Origin of the sequence: Alteromonas sp. 38, from assembly GCF_902506055.1 — a bacterium.
In the GTDB taxonomy this organism is placed as follows: domain Bacteria; phylum Pseudomonadota; class Gammaproteobacteria; order Enterobacterales; family Alteromonadaceae; genus Alteromonas; species Alteromonas lipotrueae.
On sequence record NZ_LR733300.1, the window covers coordinates 853,442 to 871,406 of the forward strand.

Consider the following 17,965-nt stretch of genomic DNA (forward strand, 5'->3'; position numbering starts at 1 on the left):
GATTAACTTCCCTACTTATTATTTAAAGATATACACCAAGTTTCAGAGAATACATTAACGTAAGGTTTCGATGCGATTAACTTTCTTGAACCGCCTCTTTTTACGCTTTTTTTCCATTCATCTATGGATTTATGCGAGATCCCCAAAAGCTCTTCTAAAATATATCCTCCTCTAGCTTTATCCATAGAAGTTCCATTTTTCGTAATAGATCGAACTATTAATGCCAAGTAATCTTCAGCGTATTCTTCAAAGACTTCCAACACATGGCTAAAGCCGCCACATAATTCAGGATCTTGTAACATACTTAAGAAAGTATCTCCTATTGAAGGCACCCTTATGCCGTTCGAATTTTGCTTCTCCTTAGGCAGATTAAAATTTTTCTTTTGATGAAACTCAATTCGCTTTCCATCAATTTTGGGCAAGTTTAGGACCCTTTTAGGTGTAATAGGGCCTTTTTCAAGTGCTTCAGGAAACTCACTATTTACTTGCTCATTTGCTAATTCTTTAAATTTAGTACTTGAGCAGGTTATCATTTCAAGAGATTTAGGGATTCTATCTGTTAAGCCATGTATTTCCATTGCATTTAGATAGGCAACATAACTAAACGGGTTAGCGGAACAAGCAATTTGTTGAGCTGAGGGTGAAGAGTAGCTCGTTAAGCTATATAAAGGGAGAGTCTGAACTTGTTGAATGACCCCCAAAGATATGAGATCTGCAAGATTATTGCGGATTACGAAGTAATCAGGTTCGCTTTTAGTAATCTTTCCTATTTTGATGTCATTATATTTTTTTTCTTTATACAGTCGGTATAGGTACTTCGTGACTTCGACTTCTGTAATAACCGGTTTATTGTGAGTATTAATAATAGAAAGTCTTAAAGCTTCTTTTAAAGAAATTGTTTCCATAGTCACCATCAATAACAAAGGTATAAGTCCTAAGGACTTATACCTTTGTTTTGTTGTTTTGTCAAATTTTTATCTTAGAATAGTTTAAGCCATGAGTTTATTAATACTTTGTTATATCTGAATTTTTTCATTTTTTGACAACTTCACTCAGGAATGCTAAGCTAACGTCCTAAGGACGTTAGCTTAGCATTCTGTTGAAATTAAAAATTAGCTTATAACGCACGCTCTTAGAAAGGGGGATTTATTTTATTAGACTGAGGGAAACTAATAAATTGTTTTGAAGTAAATCATTAAATAGTGTTGATGTATAAGTCCTTAGGACTTATACATCAACACTCATGGTTGGTCAAGTTTTTTAATTTCAATTTCTTCTAAAAGGTTAATAAAAACAAGTTTCAAAGAAAGCTCAATCGAGGTATACTTGCGTCCTTAGGACGCAAGTATACCTCGACAGGGATTTGTTTTAATTCTCCGAGCTTTTCGTAAGCAGGGAAGCGAAAACGCAACATCCTAGGTGTTGCGTTACAAATCTATACTCCGAAGTTTCAGTCCTTTTTAAAAGTCATGAGTCTCCACAGTGCCTGTTTTGTGGATGTATATTTAAAATCATCAGGATCTGCTTTTCGCTCATAGCTGCCTTTCAGATGAAGTTTTAGCCTATTCTCATAAATTGTAAGCTCAGATATGAGTTACTAAAGTTACACAGACTAATTTTACATTCTTAGCACTATTTATATAACTTGAAAAACCCCCACAGCGTCCCTATCCATTTGTCAAAGCACCATCTCCAGCTTTGAATATTTTTTTGTGAAAGTATTAATATTAATTAGAAGCTAAAATTAGATAATGATAATTTTTGCAAGCTTGAAACTAACTAGATTTCTGGCTAGTTATTAAAAAATTGAGAATGAACGTTGTATCCATCAGACGATACTTTAGTTCTGTAAATTATTGTCTCCAAAACGTTAGCCGAGTGTAGTGGATTAATTATTAATTTTTTGCTGATCTTTTTTAGGCTAAGGGAAATCTAAAATATCAATACCATGCTTTTTGATCAATTCTACAAACGCTATGAATGCTTGTCTATTAGGTTTCTGGAATTGATCTAAAAAGTTATCAAATTTAATCAATTTTTCTTCTGTTATTCTCATTGCGCCAATGTTAGGTAAATTGTGAGTTTTAAAATTGTAGTAATGCATTAACCCCTCGTCAAATATGACGTGTGTTGACAAAATCAATTTATTTGTTACGATAAATTGCGCTTCGAAGTGAAATTCAGTTCAATCCCTCATTTTTATTAATAAAAACCTTAAATAATTACATATTTTAGTTGTTTGTAGTTAGTATTTTCTGTTGTTTTCAACGAATTTATTGTCTTTACCAATAACTTCTCGTGGTTTTTATGCTTTTCCTTGTCATTCTCGTTATTCGAGACTATTTTCCGATTTGTAGCCACTGGAAAATAAGTTATGAATAATGCAAATTCACCTAAAATTAAACAGCCAACTGTCACTGAGTTAACTGAAAATAAAATTGACGATTATGTAACCCGGAGAGAATTCGAAGGTAAGTACATTCCGTATAAAACCGCTCGTCAGTTCTCAAGCATGGGAAATGCCTCAACTGAGCAACTAGGCCAAGATGCACAACGTCATGAATACTTTTCAGACATGGAACGGCATTTTGGATTGACACTCAGTTATTTAAAAAATGTCTCCAAGGTAAAGACGCAATACCCTTTAATAGATGTTGATACAACATTAGCGGTTGCGACTCGTCTTAATATCGCCCATCCCCGTTTTGCACCAAAACGTGGATTGGTAAAAGATGCTAATCAAGGGTATCAAGCGTCTATCATGACTACAGATTTTTATTTTCAATATGTCGATATTATGACAGGTGAAATAAAAAAGATTGCTGTCTCGTTAAAATACAATGATGAAATATTAATTGTAGATGGTGGTGATAGGGTTATTGGCCGAACAATAGATAAGTTAAAAATCGAACAAGTTTATTGGGAATATAAAAAGCAGCAAGAGTATAGGTTAATCACATCTTCACATTGGACATTGAGTCCGAATTTAGTAAAAAATATTGCAATAGCTAGAAGGCATCGTGACCTTGATATTCCCCATATTATTCTTAAGTCTTTTCAAGTTCATTTTTTAGAACTCCTTACTGGTAGAAAGCGTCATCGATTGGCAGATTTGGTTTTTCTGGTATCCAAAAAAATGACTATCTCGCCTGAAAAAACATACGGCGTATTTTGGTATCTCATCTGGCACAAAGGCTTACAGGTAGATCTATTTCGTCCGCTTGCTGATGCAAGTTTTGTTTTTAATGCTAAGGAGGACTACGCATGGGAATGGTAGGTCTTCCGACAGAAAAGGCATTTGATTATTCAATTAACGAAATCATAAAAGCTAAAAATACAGATGAAAAAGAACTAGAATATACGGTTGCGTATACTTTTCCTGAATCAAATGTAGTTGCGCTATCTCTACAACGTAAAAAACCTATTAAGCCTATTCTGGTTAAAGTTGGCGATGACATCGACGGGCGTGCATGGGATATGTTTGAAAGATCGCCTAATACGTTTAGTACGTCTGAACACTATTTGTCTGCCACAGAAAGCCGCGTATCCACCGCGTTTGATAGATATTCAAAAATAAAACCACTAATTGATTCTGATGACATAGAATTATATATCAAAGGCGATTTATCCAGAAAATCTTTCGATGCTTACGCAGAGCTAGCCAATATAGCTCCTCAGTCGTTATATAACTACCTCAATCAATATTTAGCATTTGGCTCTCATCCTTTAGCGCTATTACCACTAAAGTATCTTTGTGGAACTAATCGAAAGTTACCTTTAAATATTGAAGAGGCTGAGGCGAAAAGAGCTAAACGAGGTGGAAATTTTATTGGCGCAAAAGGCGATTCAGACGAATATTTAAGACGAGATGCTACGCAAGAAGACATAAAGCGAATTAAAAAATTTATAAAAAAATACTTATCTAAAGTTTCTGATCACAAATATACGTCATTACATAGCGAGTTTTGCCAACGCCTTTGTTATTCATGGACTGTCGTATATGGACATAAAGAGCGCTATCTTGACTTTCGTAAGTATATTTCTATTGATCAATTTACGGATCATTTTAAAAAACATGTTGATTGGAAGAAATGGGCAGAGCTTAAAACGAGTGTAAAGGCAGTTCAAAATAACCAAGACATTACACGCGGTAAAGCACAAGAAAACTCTATTGGGCCAAGTGACACATATGAAATTGACGCCACTACACTAAATATTTACGTGGTATCGAGAATCAACAGCAGGGGAGAATATACAGATAAAGAGGTGATTGGTCGCCCGTACTTGTACTTCGTAGTTGATACCTTTTCGGGGATTATCGTAGGCTATTGCATTACGTTTCAGCGCGGCGTTTCTGCGGTTAAAAAAGCACTTTACAATGCTTTTACAAATAAAGTGGATTTTTGTGCAAGGTACGGAATTCAAATCGATGAAGAAGATTGGCCTTGCCAACACGTTTGCGTACGATTGTTCTGCGATAGAGGGGGTGAATATACCACTACTCTTTATGATGCCATGCTGGCAGCAGACTTAAAATTAGAAACCATTACCTTTGCGACTTCCTACTTGAGCAAGAGAAAGGGAACTGTAGAGGTGAACTTTGATTCTCAAGACAAAATTCTGTTTCAGCGATTGGACGGGAGTGTAAAGCCGAACCCTGCAAAAGATGCCGTTCACCCTTCAAACTTCGCTATACATGATATTGACTCGTTAAATCGACTAATTATTGAATCGATTTTGTCGTTTAATCGTCAAAGAATGAATCACACACGGTTACAATCTTTTGATGTGTTTGAAGGAGTTAAGCCGACGCCTTTAGCGCTATGGAATAAGCACATTTCTAAAAGAATGGCAGGCGGGAATCGCCGACCCAAAAAACTAGTGATGTACGCGATGTTGGAACAAGAGGAAGCAAAAGTATCCCTCGACGGTATATTCATTTTATCAAGTGAGCTTTTATATAGAACATCTCATAAAGGCTTCCAAGATTGGCAACAAGAGATCGGCTTTCGTGGTCAGACGAAGCCTTCAATAAAAGTGCGTGTAAACAAGAATGACCCGCGTTACGCATGGTATTTATCAAAGCAGTTTGGCACGGAAATCATCGAATTTACACTGGCGTCACATGATGAGAGGTTTGAAGACTTAACTGCTGAAGAAATTAAACAGCAAAAACAAATCGAAAAGAAAAGGATGTCTATCAATCGCAAAGACCGAAGAATGTCAAACGTTGCCTTGCAAGCATCGATCGCTGAAGAACGTGAGTTATCAAACGAAAACACTTCTACCAGACCTCCAGATCGTAAAGGCATAGTCGCCGGAATACAGGAAAATTTCAAGCAAGCACAGAAATCAGAAAACGCCAGAGATGTTATCGAAACTCGAAATGTGTTTGGCACTAGTGCAATTGATTCATCCGCAGATGACCTTGATACTCCATCGTCAAATAGCGAAGGAGGCAGTGATGACTGAAGCGACCCTTCTGCTTGAACAATGGATTGATGATAATCCATTTATTACATCGCTTCAGATGCTGAAACTAACTGAATCTGAATTGATATCTCGACTATCGGCAAGGGACGATATTACTCCCAATTATTCTACATTACCAAACAGTACCAAACGTATTGGTTTGGCTAAACGATTCTATGTTCCTCCAGAGTATGCATTTGATTTGTATAATCAAATTCATCACATGATCCTTATTGGTTATCTCAATCGCCACCCTAAGACAGACGATTACGATAAGTATCTCAATTTAGTTGAAAACGGCGAGGTTTCGGTAAAAGACTTGCCTGCACCAAATACTCTACTAGACGCAGGAACTGCCATGCTTTGTATGGGGCGCTCTGGGCATGGCAAAACTACCGTTCATGATAAAATATTAGAAACCCTTAATCCTTTTGATAACTTTCATCCTCCTTCTGAAAGCACTGGATTTAGACGACTACCGCAAGTCATGTTCGTAAAAACTTATATTAAAAGTGCGACAAGTAAAAAAGCTTTCTTAGTTTCGATTCTTAATGCCATCGATAAAAAGCTCAATAGTCATTTCACTGCAAAGCTTCCAAGCAGAGACACTGTTGGTGAGCAGGTTATTTATGTCATTAAAATATGTCGAATGGTTGGCCTTGGTTTACTTGTAATAGATGATGTCCAATGGGTTTTAAACTCTAAAACGACGAAGGATAACAAGGTTGTTACTAATGTTTTTTTAGAAGAATTTTTCAACGACTTAGGCGTGCCAATGATATTCATTGGTACGCCTGAAGCTGGAGACCTTTTCAGTGCTCCTGAACAGAGCGAGCAGTCTGAACGGCGTTTAATCAGTGATGGCAAGTTTGTTCTAAGTGACCACTCTATTGAACACATAACATGGAATACAATGGTTAAAGCCTTAAGCATGAACTTTTTAGGTATGAGCGAGAAGTTAGTTGATAAGGAGTTTGAACATGCAATTTTTTATTATTGCGAGGGGAACATAAGCAAGTTGAAGCGTCTAGTAAATCATATACTAATTGCGAATTTGAGTATGACCAATAGTAATCGATTTAATTCTTTGTATACAGCGCATGCGGCCACTCACATACGCAAAGAATCGATTAAACCAAAGTTACCTAATGTTGATATCACGCCAGTCGTTTCTGCGGAAAAAACAGCACAAATAGATGATAAAAATACGCAAAAGAAGGACTCAAAAAACCAAGAACGCATTGAGCGAATAAAACGACTTCAAGCCCTAGATATGGGGGACGAGTGATCTCATGTTGAACACCAGTCTTTCATCCATACTGCTAGAGAATATTAACATCAAACCCGGTGAGTATTTTCCAACCTATTTCTATCGACTCATGGAGTATGCGGATTTTTTTGCTCCAAAGGAATTTTTAAGTCTTTTTCAAATATCAAGTCCTCGTTTGATAGGAGAGACCATGCCAAGGTGGGCAGTGAAGTTTGCCGTACAAGCCTATGGAAGAAAAAGATTCGAGGATGTATTGACTGATAATATGGTGGGCAAATATTGGCAAGGATTCGTCTCTCGTGATGTATTAGATGTACATATGAAAAATCAATTGAATGACAAGGCAACGGGACGCGTACTGTTTAATGCTGAAAAGCTACTAATGCCTTACCACTCTCTAAAATACTGCTCAAAGTGCCATGATGAAGATGTAAGAGCCAAGGGCTTTGTTATCTGGAAAGCAGATCATCAAGCAATGTCAGCTTTTATTTGCCATCAGCATAATTCAGCGCTGAGCCAACGTTTAGTGAGCGAGTTTAATGGGTTTGAATGCTCAGGCGATTTTTTTGATAAATCTTCTTTTAGCACCCCTCATATTACACTTTTTCACCGTTGGCTTGATTGGGAAACTAAGCTGCTGATGAGAGGAGGTGTTGATTATCAGCGGGAGCAAGTCGAACTTCACAAGCGTGTGTTTATGGAGAGTAGCTTCTATTCCCATTCTCCAAGTAAAGTGAGCGTTGCTCTTAATAAGCAATGGCAAAGTGCGCTCCAACGGTACTTCACTATTTTGTTTCCAAATTTACAAAGTTCTGCTGAAACCACTGCTAACAATATTGCATTCAAAGCCAGCGCTATGATGTCTGAAAATGGCAGCATTCATCCTTTAATGTTTTTGTTATTTAAGTTTTTCTACATGCATGAATATCGACCATGAGTAGAATCTTGTACACACCGCGAATTCAACCTGATGAAACTTTGTTTTCGTATGTTGCTCGGTGTCATTGGCTATGGGGTGATGTCTCATATAAAGATACTGCGAGCGATTGGTTCGGATATGAAGGGGTGTGTTTAAATCAGCTTTTGCCTAGCCATATTCAGGATATCTCTCGTCATTCAGAATACGGCATAGACCATCTTCTACATAACCATACAGCTTACCCTTTGCATATTCTTTATAACGCCCGCCATGACGCACTGAAGGCGTCAATGTGTGGCGCTGGTGATATGAATATAGCAAACCTTTCATGCTCACCACAGTTGGCATTTGGTTCATTAACGAAAAGTAATTACTGTCCTGAGTGTGCTAAAGAAGACGTGTCTAAAATAGGTATCGCGTTTTGGCATTTGTCACACCAATTGTGGGGTGTTAGGGCATGCTACAAACATGGCAGTGAATTAACCAGTGTGCCTTTTAACCCCAGAAAATACCGCCTCCCGCTTTATTTTGAGTCAATACAATCTGTTGTTCCTTCAGGCGCTAATACCCTCCAGATAGAGTTTGCAAAGCATATTGTGCAATTGCTACGTAGCAACACTATTGAAAATGCTGGCCAGCAACACTTTAGAAGTCTATTTAAGACCCGTGGGCTGCTGACATCGCAAATGCATATTCGCATGCCTGTAGTGATAGAACGTTGTATTGAAGTAGCTGAAGCGCTTTGTGTTCCCAATGTGTTGAATACCAGAAGTATTCGTCGAATAGTTTTCGAACAAGATTTAAGTATCCATCCATTGAAACCTATTTTGCTCGAATTTGCAGTAAAAGGACTGCGCAAAGAATCATCGCCTCCCTCAATACCTGCTCCTAAACCCCTGAAGATGTCTGAGACCATTGAGTCACAAGCAATAGCGCTATTACAAAGTTATCAATTTAACGTTGCGGAGATAAGCAGACGACTTAAGGTAAGTCATGGCTATGTAAAACAATTAGCCAACCGAACTGGAGTCAAAACAACTGAGCGAAAACAAGTTGTCACCGCTGATATAGAGCGACAAGCAACGAAAATGGCAATCGAAAATATGAGTTGTAAGGATATTGCAGCCAAACTTGGTGTGTCAGAACCATCGATTACTGGAGTAGTTCAGTCTGTTGATGGACTAAGCCTATGGCGTCAATATTTAAGAATGTATGAAAAGCGGGATGCCGTAAGAGCGACTTTAAATGAGGAGCTAAATCGTAGTGGCTTAATTAACCGAGCAGAATTAAAAGAGCGTCAAGGAAATGCTTTGAACTGGGCATATCAATATGACAAAAAATGGCTTGATGCTACGTTTCCCATCCAAGGCAACCATGCTAATCACAGTACAAAAATTTGGGAGAAGCGAGACACATCCCTTTTTCCAAAATTCAAAGATTTCCTTAAACAACAACTAGAAACAACCAATAAATTGCCTAGTAAATATGCGTTAGACAAAGCATTTGGTAATCATCGTTGGTTTACATGCAAATTCGACAAATTGACCAAATGTAAGCGTATGTACGACAAGCTTAAATTTAAAATTAACCACAATGCTAGGAGAATAGATAATGTCAAAAAATAATGAAAAAGCAGAGGCGTCAACTGATGAAGGTACTGTTGATATACATATCGACAACTTTCTAATTACGCAAGCTGAAGCAGCTTTAGAAAGATACCCTAAAACTGTTACCGAGCAGATTGAGCAATGGGCATACCTTGGCAGTGCAGCTGAAAAAAAATTAACAGGGCTAGAGCAACTGCAATTGATGTCCGGTGAGTTTGAAATAGCTTTAGTTGATAAGGTAAATGAAAAGGAAAGAGTCAGAGACTGAAACCGTTAACCAGTCCATGTCACTAGCGCCTAGAACTTTCCGAATCCTGATATATAGTGGGTCATATCCTATCTGACATATTTTCTCGAAGGGTTGGCCCAAATCTGATAGTTAGCAACGAGCGATCAAGAGACGTTGAGCAAACACGTCTTCACAAATGACTCATGGGTTCCAAAATGGAACATATGGTCAACACAGTCCGTTGAGGAACCCATGAGTAATTTATTGCGGTATCAATGTGAATGTAAGGTGTACGAATGAAAATTTTCGAAGAAAGAATAGTTGAAACTGTCGTTGATCGTGTCTGTGACGTTTGCAAAGAAAGCGTGATGACAGACGTTGGTGAAGGCCGAGTTGAAGAATTTGGTGAGTTAAAAGCAAAATGGGGCTACGGGTCGAAATCGAAAGAAGACGGAAACACATATCATCTCGATTTGTGCGAAAGATGTTTCAAAGTTGCTCTTCTCGCTCTAAAAGACCACAAAAGATCTTTATTCATGTTTGATGATGATGAAAATAACCTCCCTGACGAAAAGTTTGGTCTGAACTCAGATCGCTGTTAGTTTTCTAATGAAATTATTGCGAATAACTGTTTCTGGCCGATCACAAGATCATCGCTGCTGAGACAGGGTCTTTTAAGCGTACTTTACTGCCGTTTTCATACTAGAGCGTGATGAGCTGAAATTGGCACAGAGCTGATTGTCAGGTTTAGCCCAGCTCTGTGATACGAAGCGAGGGAGGGAATTGGCCTAATCTGGATTAGTCATTATCTAGTCTGACATTTTCAATAACAGAATGCGACTAAAGCTGACAGTCTCTTGTGTACGTAAAGCGGAAGTTGGCACTAGAAAAATTGACTGACGTCAATGAGCGATCAGGAGTCCCTCGACTGATTCTACCCTTCTGTATTCACTAAAATAGCTGACTAAAATATTTTTGATTATTTAGGCGTAAATCCCCTGTTTGGATATACAAGTTAAAGGGCTTTCCTATATATTTAGGAAAACGACCCAATCGCTCGTTTTTGTTCTTATCATTTTATCCAGATCACCAGTTTTCCTTTATGTAGCAATATGATAGTTAGTTTGGTATTAATAGCGGAAGTATAAAAGTGAGCGATGCGTCGGCAGAAAAACGCGCAAATCGCGCTATATTAAATTGTTAGGCTCTCAAGGAGAACATAGATTGGACGCAGTAATCGGAAAAAACGCCATCGTTTTGTTGGGGGCAATGTTTGCTGCCCTAATTGCGGGATACTTTGCGTTCACAAATCTCGTTGCATCAAAAGAAAACAAAATATCGGAATTTAGGCAGGAGTGGATCAATTCTCTCAGAAATTCTATAGCGCGATATATTTCATCACTTACATATTTATCAACGCTATATATTCATTATTCTGCGCGCTCGGAGGATGAGCGAGATAAATTCGAGATGGCCCGAGATGTGGAAGAAATATATGCAAGAGTCAACGAATCATACAATGACATAATTTTTCGAATTAATGACAGTGAAAAAAATTCGAAAGGTAAAGATTTAAACGATACTTTTCTATCAGCTCTTAATAAAACTAGAGAGCATTACCATAAAAACGAATTGGTCGAAGCGAGAAAAGCTTGTGAACCATTGAGGGAGGCTAGTAAGCCTCTCCTAAAGTATGAGTGGAAGCGTGTAAAATCTGGCGAGCTTAATTACAGATTAGCAAAATATCTTGCCATATTTGTCTTGGTGAGCGGGTTATTAGCTGCGTTTTCAAATGCTTATTATATATGGGGTGAAAGCAAAAACCATCATGCCAATATCGAAGTAAAGCCTAACAAATCAATGAATCCGACCGCTAACGCGTCGGCTGATTGAGGCGTTAGGGTTTTAAATAAGTTTGGAGTAACTTTTGAGATCACTTTTTTCCGATATAGGAATAAATATATCACCTACAGACTTTGAAATATTAGTACAAAAATGGATTGAGAATTCAGGGCAAAAGCTCACTTCTTTTGAAGCTAAACACAACGTAAAACTTGAAGCCCATGACGGGACTTATCAAATTGATGTTTTGGCTGTATTCGAAGCACTAGGCGCTGAATTTAAAATTGTAATTGAATGCAAAAAGCATAAAAATGCAATTCCTAGATCTTTAGTTCAAATATTACATGATCGAGTTCGTTCTTTAGGTGCTCAAAAGGGGATGCTTTTCGCTACAACAGGATTTCAATCTGGTGCAATTAAATATGCTAAAGAGCATGGTATTGCCCTTATTAGAATTACAGAAGGTAATGCGTGTTATGAAACTAGATCTGCTTACCCTGTTGAGCCGCCTGCATATTTAGAGTTCCCCGATTTTATGGGGTGGCAGATCGAAGCTGCTGAAAATGAAACCATCTCTATTAGGGCAATAGAACTTGAAGCAGATGATTTCTTTGATATAGCCAACAAACCCTAACAAGCTGTTAAACAAGGACAAAAAACAGTTGGTTTTGCTCCTTCGTCGCTAATTTTAACCAACTATTTTTTGCCTGTTAACAGGGCGTTGAATGTCCGCTCCTTGTCTAAAGCCGTCTGTCAGATTGTGTCTAAATCTATAAATGAATGTGTAAGATCAAGTATAAGCTACTACACCTAATCCACCTTATACTTTGATGCTATTAATCGTCATATTGGTAAACATCTTACTTACAAAAGGGGCTTTCTAGATAGCCTTTGTTTACTGGTTCGCATTAAACAACTTATTTACTGTAAACACTAAGCCGAACACGATCTACTCTTTAAAAGCCCTCTATGATTGAGGGCTTTTTCGTTTGTATAGGCTTGACGAAATTATTGGAAAAATGGGGTCAGAGTACTTTTAGTCTACATTTACACTTCGTTTATTTTCTGGCTCTATTTTCTAGGCCCATTTCCTAGGGTCGTTTCCTAAGGTAAAACTAGGCGACAACGGCGGGATACCAACTCCCTAATGTTAAGCCAAAAAGACCGATAATAAACACAGCAGAGACAACAAGCAGCGTTACGCTTATTAGGTGTTTGAGTAGGGATACTCGATTGGTATTATCAGTAGCACGGTCGGTAGCAGTTACTTTAACCACCCAAATTAACTGCGCAATAATATGAGGCGCGACATAAGAAAGCACACTGACACTTATTACGGCAGGACCAGTAAAGTCGGCAGTATTAATGCCAAGAGTGCCAAAAAGTGTCATCCAAGCGAATATGAATAACCTAAAAAAGAGCACGCCATTGGCGGCTAAAAACAAATGTAGCGCCCACCTTTGATGTAGCGTCACGTTAGCGTTTCTTATGGCACGAATCGCAAAGAAACTACTGACAATCACCATCACGCCCGAAAAAGCCGTTAACCCATGTAGTAAAGGATTCCCAACGGTACCCCGAGATAACAGGAGATACATGCCCGCTAGCGAGATACTGCACGCAAGAGTGACAAAAAGCCGGCCATTGTATTTGTGAAACGTTTTATAGTTACGCCTAATGGCTGGTATTAGCTGCAAGCTTCCGCCAATAATCATTACTATCGCCAATAAAACATGCGCGGCGTACATCCCATTGCCAAGTGAGTCGCCCGCAACATAGGCCGTGCTATTAAAGCGATTCCATTGAGATACTCCAACAGTCACACCTGTAAAGCCATAGCCTGCAATCAGATAACTAACAAAAAAAGCTTGTGCGATGAGCAAACAAGAAAATGCTATTTTCTGACTCGCCTCATAAAGTTTCGATGCGGCTGATAAGCTAGTGGGTGTCGCAGTAGTGGGTGTTAGTGGATCGGGAGTTGGGGTTTCAGGTTTATGAGAAACCGGTGCTAAGGTACTTTTCGCCAACATATCTTTGCCTCTTGAATAAATGCTTTGCCCTCTAATATCCCTCTATCGTATAGAAAATAAGGGCTCACTCTTCTCAAATTCGAAAAATGAATACCTTAAATTAGCGGTTTTGACATACTCCTTAACAAAGTTATTTTGTGCCGTGGGGCAATTGTTCTTACAATGGTGAAAGTGTTACCTATCAAGGCGTGCAACCCCTGTGTCATGGCATAACGAGTTACCTTATTACCTTTTAGTGTGCTGTAGTTTGAGCATAATGCTTACTCATGCACTCAAAAAAGATAAGCAATTGGTAAACTATTTAGTCGCTATATTTAGTGCGTCCCTTTGCATGGTGGCCACGCAGAAATTAAGTGCTGATACCCTTGGTGTATATCAATATGTTATTGGGCTAGCAACCTGTGCGACATGCAATGTGGTTTGGTTAATTGCAAGAACGCTATTTCGAGAGCACAAGCCCTTAAGTCGTAGGCATATTGTGGTAGCATTTGTGATTGCAGGATTAGTGATATTTAATCAAACGTGGCACTTAGTAGTATCGAGCGATATTCCACACCTGCTAAACCAAGCACAGATGCTTAAACTTAAACAGGGAATGAATGAAATTACGACCTTGCTTTCATCAAGCATTTTAGCGTTGTCATTTTGGGAAGCTTTACGCGGGTTTAAGAGCAAAAATAACATCCAAAAGCGCCAGTCGATTGTCTTTGCCACTGCCTTTTTCCTTGGCTTATTTAATTCTTCAATATTACCTAAGTTTCTATTCACGCCCACAGAAATTGAATATTACGCACCCTGGTTAATATGTTCTTCGGCAATGCTAATTCTTGGCGCTATTCAGTACGTGGTTCACGCGCAAAAAATGAGTGTTCAACTTAGCGGCCAAATAATAAAACAACAACAGAATGAACCACGAAATCAAGTTAACGCTGACACACCTAGTCAATCATTAAATGGCGGCATGTCTGCTTCTTCTTGTCTCACTAGCACTTGCAGCGAGGGCGACGCAATACAACAAGATGAAGCCATTGATATGTCTATTGTGAAAGGAATAAATAGGTTAATTCATCAAGAACAAATATTCTTGCAGCCAAACTTAAAAATTGCTCATTTAGCGCAAGCGTTGAACACGTCGGAATACAAAGTAAGCAAGGCCATCAGAGGCTATTTTGCTACTGCCAACTTCAACCTTTTCGTAAATCAGTTCAGGGTAAAACACGCTAAGCAATTGTTACGAAGCAACGAATGTCAGCAGTGGAGCATTTTGGTAATCGCGCTAGAGAGCGGGTTTTCGTCCTTAGCAACATTTAATCGGGTGTTTAAGGCGATTTCAGGGCAAATGCCAAATGAATATAGGAAGCAGGGAAGCACAATGAATTGTAGTGTGCCAATCCTATAAAAACAGAAGTTCAGATTTACACTAAGAATCATCGATGACCAATAGTTTTAGTGCCTTCTAGCATGTCATCTGCACAATGGTTGCCGTGAAGCACAGAAATGTCGCCGGTGGTTTCCAGTACTACCGCTCTCACTTGCTGCATGTTAAGCACGTTCGCCTCTCGAAGCTTTGCCATGAGATCGCTACGGGCGACCCGCGTTTCGGCTAGCGCAGAATCGATAATTTCACCGTCGCGCATCAATATAACAGGGGTATTCTGCATAAGTGCTTCAATTTTATCGGAACGTCTGCGCAATCGGGCAGTGACGAACTGCACTAAAAACAATGCTGCCATAGCAATCATTGCCTGAAAAAACGCGCTCCAACTATTAGTTTGAGACGCACTTGCTAGCAATGAACCTACCGCTACTGTCATCACAAAATCAAAATTGGTCATTTTAGAAAAGGAACGCAACCCGTTCACGCGTACCAGCAGCACCACCCAGAACATCCCCATGGTGGTTAACAGTAAGCCTTTTAGCAGTAAATCTAGGGTAGGGATGGCGCTAAACATGATGTATTCCTTCACGTGGCTGTTAACAATGTTTGTACCCTGCTAGTGAGTAAAGAGATTAGTATTTTTCATATTGTTTAGTGTGCAAAGGGTAGTGGGTTGGAGGTCAATAGCCTTCATGGCCTCCAGTATAAGTGAGGAAAGAGTAGGGGAGAGGGCTTGCCGGTTCTATCAATTGCGATCCCAAAATATCTAGCGCTAGGTCTTTACAATTAATTCTTAAAACCATTACCCTTTAAACCGGATAGAGACTAACGTGCTCTGTCACTTTCTGGTCAAGTTCTACTTTCCACTGTGTCGGTATTTGCTGACCTATTTGTATAACCCATTCTGGGACTTCAACCTGAGGATTCCTGACTTGCCACGCTTTAGACCACAAATAGGCTTTTGCAATGAGTGCCCCAGCGTTGTCATCAGATACTTCTTCGGTAGCTGCGTTATAATACAAAGCCGCTGTCTCTAAGTAGGCGGGAATATACCCTTTAGATGCTGCTGATTCAAAATAGTAACGAATCAATTCAGGTTTGATCTGCCCCGATTGATGTAGGGTTAGCGCGTAGCGATAAGCCGACTTAGCCGATTTATCAGCAGCAATTTTTAACCAATAAATCGCTTTTTCATTATTATTAATACCTTTGGTATTTGCGTAAATATCCACGAGAATTTCTTGGGCATAAACAGCGCCTTGCACAGCGACCTGTTCGCACTGAGCAACCAATTGATTAAGTTCTATTGTTGGCTTACTTTGTTGTAACGCAGCTATATCGCAATAACTAGCAACTAAACCATTGTCGATAGCAATTTGATAGTACCGCTTCGCTAGCTGTGTATGTTTGCTTTGTGAACTAGTTATTATATTGTCGCGATAACAATGACCAGCCTCTTGTGCCCCCACAGGAATATTTAATTGCGCAGATTTAACGAAGTACTCACACGCAAGGGAGCGATTGGCAGCTATTTCACTGGAACCTAATTTAGTGCGCCATGCAAAGCTAAATTGCGCTAACCCATTGCCAGCATCAGCAAACTTCTTAAGCAAAGCCACACTTTGAACACGTTGGCCTTGCTGTTCTAGTGTTTGCGCTTGATTTACTTGTTCTGTCCACAACGACGAATCAACAGTTTTCTGTGTATCAGCAATAGCCTTTCCTGCTGACAGCAGACAAAGCAATGCAATATATGAATGTGCTAGCTTCTTGATGGGTATGCTCCTTCCAACGCAATTATCCAATACATCGCTAATGAGGGAGCGCGATTTTCATGTGGTTGATTGCCACCGGCATCTCCAAGTGTTGTCTCGCCTGTGCCATTAACGTCAATTGTTGGCAAAGTAACCACAATACTATCCGCATGCATATCAACAACAGGAACATCACCATTTGCCACCACATAAACTCGCGTAGAACCACTCGTTCTGGCCATGGTATTTGCATTTAAAGAGGCTTGATTTGCTCTGCCGCTAGCACCTGCTAATTGTAGCGTACCAGTGATCTCCACAGTAATGTCCGCGGTGGATGTGGCGCTGTGGTTATGATTAGCCATATTTTGCATTGTCAGAGTTACTGACTCAACACCGCCAGTCTGCCCCAGCCTGTAGTTAGATAAGCCAGGTCCTTGACCTGCGCCAATTAAAACACGCCCTCTGGCATCGGGTAACTTCATCGTTGTTCGGCCATCACCACCATAGTTAGTGCCAATCAGTGAAAACAGAGCAGTATTTTGAGAAATGGGTAAGAATTGGCCGTTTGCAAGCGCCCATCCTCGGGGGGCGAAGTTAAAACCTACCACACACATTTGCGCAATGGTCGGAATGGATGGGCATGCTATGGCATGAGGAGTGAACATAGACCCAGTTACTGCTGCCGCACCAATAATCCAACACGTAAATTTATTCATGATTAATTTCCTTTTTATATTATGAGCGACTGGGGAATTGGCCTTGAAGCGCGATTGCCCAAGTGAGGGTTTGATAAGGCATTCGATTGGAATGTGCCTGTCCTGCTCCTGCTGGGGTAATTGTCGTTGTCACTGTTGCGTTAGTGCTGCCGGATAGCGATACAGCAATACTGTCAGCGTCTAGTGCAACATCAGGCGTAGCGGTTGAATATGCGTTAGCGCTGCCAACATTTGGAGCAAAAATAGCTGCGGAAGGGGTAGCTGAATCACCTAAAGATGTTGCGCCTTTTAGTACTGCTACAGCGGTAACGCTGTCATTATCATCTGCAATATTGACCGAGATGGTTGTCGATGCTGAATGAGTGTGAGCAGGTATTTGCGCAGCGGTTAACGCCACTGACTCTACGCCAACTCTTTGTCCCCAACTATAATTAGTAAGCCCCAGCCCTTGGCCTGGAGCAATAACCCCCCGACCGCGTAAATCCGGTAGGGCAAAACTTGTGCGGCCATCACCTCCGTAAGTCGTTCCAAAAAGAGAAAACACAGCTTGATTCTGGTTGATAGATAAAATTTGTCCATCCGCCATTGCCCAACCTCGTGGTGTAAAGTTGAAGGCGAAAGTGCATAAGCTGCCAATCAATGGCTCGGAGTCACAAGCTTTCGCAGGGCTTGTGTAAATTCCTGCTAGTACTACCGATGTAAGTAACACAGGCTTAAGTATTGTTTTCATTATACGAGTTCTCTTGAG

Annotated in this window: 16 protein-coding genes; 10 read left to right on the forward strand and 6 right to left on the reverse strand. The window is 39.7% G+C overall.

The annotated features are described in order from the left end of the window. Positions 1–11: 11 nt before the first annotated feature. The gene (locus tag FLAVO9R_RS03665) at positions 12–905 is read right to left on the reverse strand and encodes a type IV toxin-antitoxin system AbiEi family antitoxin domain-containing protein (protein ID WP_159528853.1); all 894 of its coding nucleotides are present in this window, start codon (positions 903–905) and stop codon (positions 12–14) included. Positions 906–2,374: 1,469 nt separating this feature from the next. Here FLAVO9R_RS03665 and FLAVO9R_RS03670 point away from each other — a divergent pair. From FLAVO9R_RS03670 to FLAVO9R_RS03710, 9 genes are all read left to right on the forward strand, one after another. Beyond that, entirely contained in the window at positions 2,375–3,277 is a 903-nt protein-coding gene (locus tag FLAVO9R_RS03670; protein WP_159528855.1) for a TnsA endonuclease N-terminal domain-containing protein, read from the forward strand. Then, positions 3,265–5,472 carry an integrase catalytic domain-containing protein gene (locus FLAVO9R_RS03675; RefSeq protein WP_159528857.1) on the forward strand — a complete coding sequence of 736 codons (2,208 nt, stop codon included), beginning with the start codon at positions 3,265–3,267 and terminating at the stop codon, positions 5,470–5,472. Before FLAVO9R_RS03670 ends, FLAVO9R_RS03675 begins: the two co-directional genes overlap by 13 nt. Then, positions 5,465–6,760: an AAA family ATPase gene (locus tag FLAVO9R_RS03680; RefSeq protein WP_159528859.1), complete on the forward strand. Its 1,296-nt coding sequence runs from the start codon at positions 5,465–5,467 to the stop codon at positions 6,758–6,760. Before FLAVO9R_RS03675 ends, FLAVO9R_RS03680 begins: the two co-directional genes overlap by 8 nt. A gap of 4 nt (positions 6,761–6,764) precedes the next feature. Further along, complete coding sequence (locus FLAVO9R_RS03685) at positions 6,765–7,679, forward strand: hypothetical protein (protein WP_159528861.1); 915 nt, start codon at positions 6,765–6,767, stop codon at positions 7,677–7,679. Further along, on the forward strand, positions 7,676–9,286 hold the full coding sequence (locus FLAVO9R_RS03690; RefSeq protein ID WP_159528863.1) for a TnsD family Tn7-like transposition protein: 1,611 nt from the start codon (positions 7,676–7,678) through the stop codon (positions 9,284–9,286). The genes FLAVO9R_RS03685 and FLAVO9R_RS03690 overlap by 4 nt, the downstream gene beginning before the upstream one ends. Then, a complete protein-coding gene (locus tag FLAVO9R_RS03695) occupies positions 9,273–9,536 on the forward strand; it encodes a hypothetical protein (RefSeq protein WP_159528865.1) in 264 nt (87 codons plus the stop codon). The genes FLAVO9R_RS03690 and FLAVO9R_RS03695 overlap by 14 nt, the downstream gene beginning before the upstream one ends. Positions 9,537–9,793: 257 nt before the next feature. Beyond that, complete coding sequence (locus FLAVO9R_RS03700) at positions 9,794–10,099, forward strand: hypothetical protein (protein WP_159528867.1); 306 nt, start codon at positions 9,794–9,796, stop codon at positions 10,097–10,099. A gap of 622 nt (positions 10,100–10,721) precedes the next feature. Beyond that, a complete protein-coding gene (locus tag FLAVO9R_RS03705; protein ID WP_159528869.1) occupies positions 10,722–11,390 on the forward strand; it encodes a hypothetical protein in 669 nt (222 codons plus the stop codon). Positions 11,391–11,424: 34 nt separating this feature from the next. Continuing rightward, positions 11,425–11,973: a restriction endonuclease gene (locus FLAVO9R_RS03710; RefSeq protein ID WP_159528871.1), complete on the forward strand. Its 549-nt coding sequence runs from the start codon at positions 11,425–11,427 to the stop codon at positions 11,971–11,973. 481 nt (positions 11,974–12,454) lie between these two features. Here FLAVO9R_RS03710 and FLAVO9R_RS03715 read toward each other — a convergent pair whose 3' ends face one another. Next, complete coding sequence (locus FLAVO9R_RS03715) at positions 12,455–13,369, reverse strand: DUF2306 domain-containing protein (protein WP_159528873.1); 915 nt, start codon at positions 13,367–13,369, stop codon at positions 12,455–12,457. Positions 13,370–13,568: 199 nt separating this feature from the next. On the opposite strand from FLAVO9R_RS03715, the gene FLAVO9R_RS03720 reads away from it, so the two are divergent. Continuing rightward, positions 13,569–14,768, forward strand: coding sequence for a helix-turn-helix domain-containing protein (locus tag FLAVO9R_RS03720; RefSeq protein WP_159528875.1), 1,200 nt, complete (start codon positions 13,569–13,571; stop codon positions 14,766–14,768). A gap of 28 nt (positions 14,769–14,796) precedes the next feature. On the opposite strand, the gene FLAVO9R_RS03725 is transcribed toward FLAVO9R_RS03720, so the two are convergent. The 4 genes from FLAVO9R_RS03725 to FLAVO9R_RS03740 form a co-directional block, all read right to left on the reverse strand. Then, positions 14,797–15,321 (reverse strand): DUF421 domain-containing protein, encoded by a 525-nt coding sequence (locus FLAVO9R_RS03725; RefSeq protein WP_013785336.1) that lies wholly within the window; start codon positions 15,319–15,321, stop codon positions 14,797–14,799. 235 nt (positions 15,322–15,556) lie between these two features. Further along, a complete protein-coding gene (locus tag FLAVO9R_RS03730; protein WP_159528877.1) occupies positions 15,557–16,552 on the reverse strand; it encodes a hypothetical protein in 996 nt (331 codons plus the stop codon). Continuing rightward, positions 16,510–17,217 (reverse strand): phage tail protein, encoded by a 708-nt coding sequence (locus FLAVO9R_RS03735; protein WP_232370571.1) that lies wholly within the window; start codon positions 17,215–17,217, stop codon positions 16,510–16,512. The genes FLAVO9R_RS03730 and FLAVO9R_RS03735 overlap by 43 nt, the downstream gene beginning before the upstream one ends. Before the next feature lie 19 nt (positions 17,218–17,236). Continuing rightward, entirely contained in the window at positions 17,237–17,947 is a 711-nt protein-coding gene (locus tag FLAVO9R_RS03740; RefSeq protein ID WP_159528879.1) for a phage tail protein, read from the reverse strand. Between the last annotated feature and the right edge of the window lie 18 nt (positions 17,948–17,965).

What these genes read in the sequence shown, in the direction of transcription:
- FLAVO9R_RS03715 (WP_159528873.1), bottom strand. Translation starts at nt 13,369, where the DNA reads ATGTTGGCGAAAAGTACCTTAGCACCGGTTTCTCATAAACCTGAAACC.
- FLAVO9R_RS03725 (WP_013785336.1), bottom strand. Translation starts at nt 15,321, where the DNA reads ATGTTTAGCGCCATCCCTACCCTAGATTTACTGCTAAAAGGCTTACTG.
- FLAVO9R_RS03695 (WP_159528865.1), top strand. Translation starts at nt 9,273, where the DNA reads ATGTCAAAAAATAATGAAAAAGCAGAGGCGTCAACTGATGAAGGTACT.
- FLAVO9R_RS03670 (WP_159528855.1), top strand. Translation starts at nt 2,375, where the DNA reads ATGAATAATGCAAATTCACCTAAAATTAAACAGCCAACTGTCACTGAG.
- FLAVO9R_RS03740 (WP_159528879.1), bottom strand. Translation starts at nt 17,947, where the DNA reads ATGAAAACAATACTTAAGCCTGTGTTACTTACATCGGTAGTACTAGCA.
- FLAVO9R_RS03680 (WP_159528859.1), top strand. Translation starts at nt 5,465, where the DNA reads ATGACTGAAGCGACCCTTCTGCTTGAACAATGGATTGATGATAATCCA.
- FLAVO9R_RS03700 (WP_159528867.1), top strand. Translation starts at nt 9,794, where the DNA reads ATGAAAATTTTCGAAGAAAGAATAGTTGAAACTGTCGTTGATCGTGTC.
- FLAVO9R_RS03690 (WP_159528863.1), top strand. Translation starts at nt 7,676, where the DNA reads ATGAGTAGAATCTTGTACACACCGCGAATTCAACCTGATGAAACTTTG.
- FLAVO9R_RS03735 (WP_232370571.1), bottom strand. Translation starts at nt 17,217, where the DNA reads ATGAATAAATTTACGTGTTGGATTATTGGTGCGGCAGCAGTAACTGGG.
- FLAVO9R_RS03685 (WP_159528861.1), top strand. Translation starts at nt 6,765, where the DNA reads ATGTTGAACACCAGTCTTTCATCCATACTGCTAGAGAATATTAACATC.
- FLAVO9R_RS03675 (WP_159528857.1), top strand. Translation starts at nt 3,265, where the DNA reads ATGGGAATGGTAGGTCTTCCGACAGAAAAGGCATTTGATTATTCAATT.
- FLAVO9R_RS03665 (WP_159528853.1), bottom strand. Translation starts at nt 905, where the DNA reads ATGGAAACAATTTCTTTAAAAGAAGCTTTAAGACTTTCTATTATTAAT.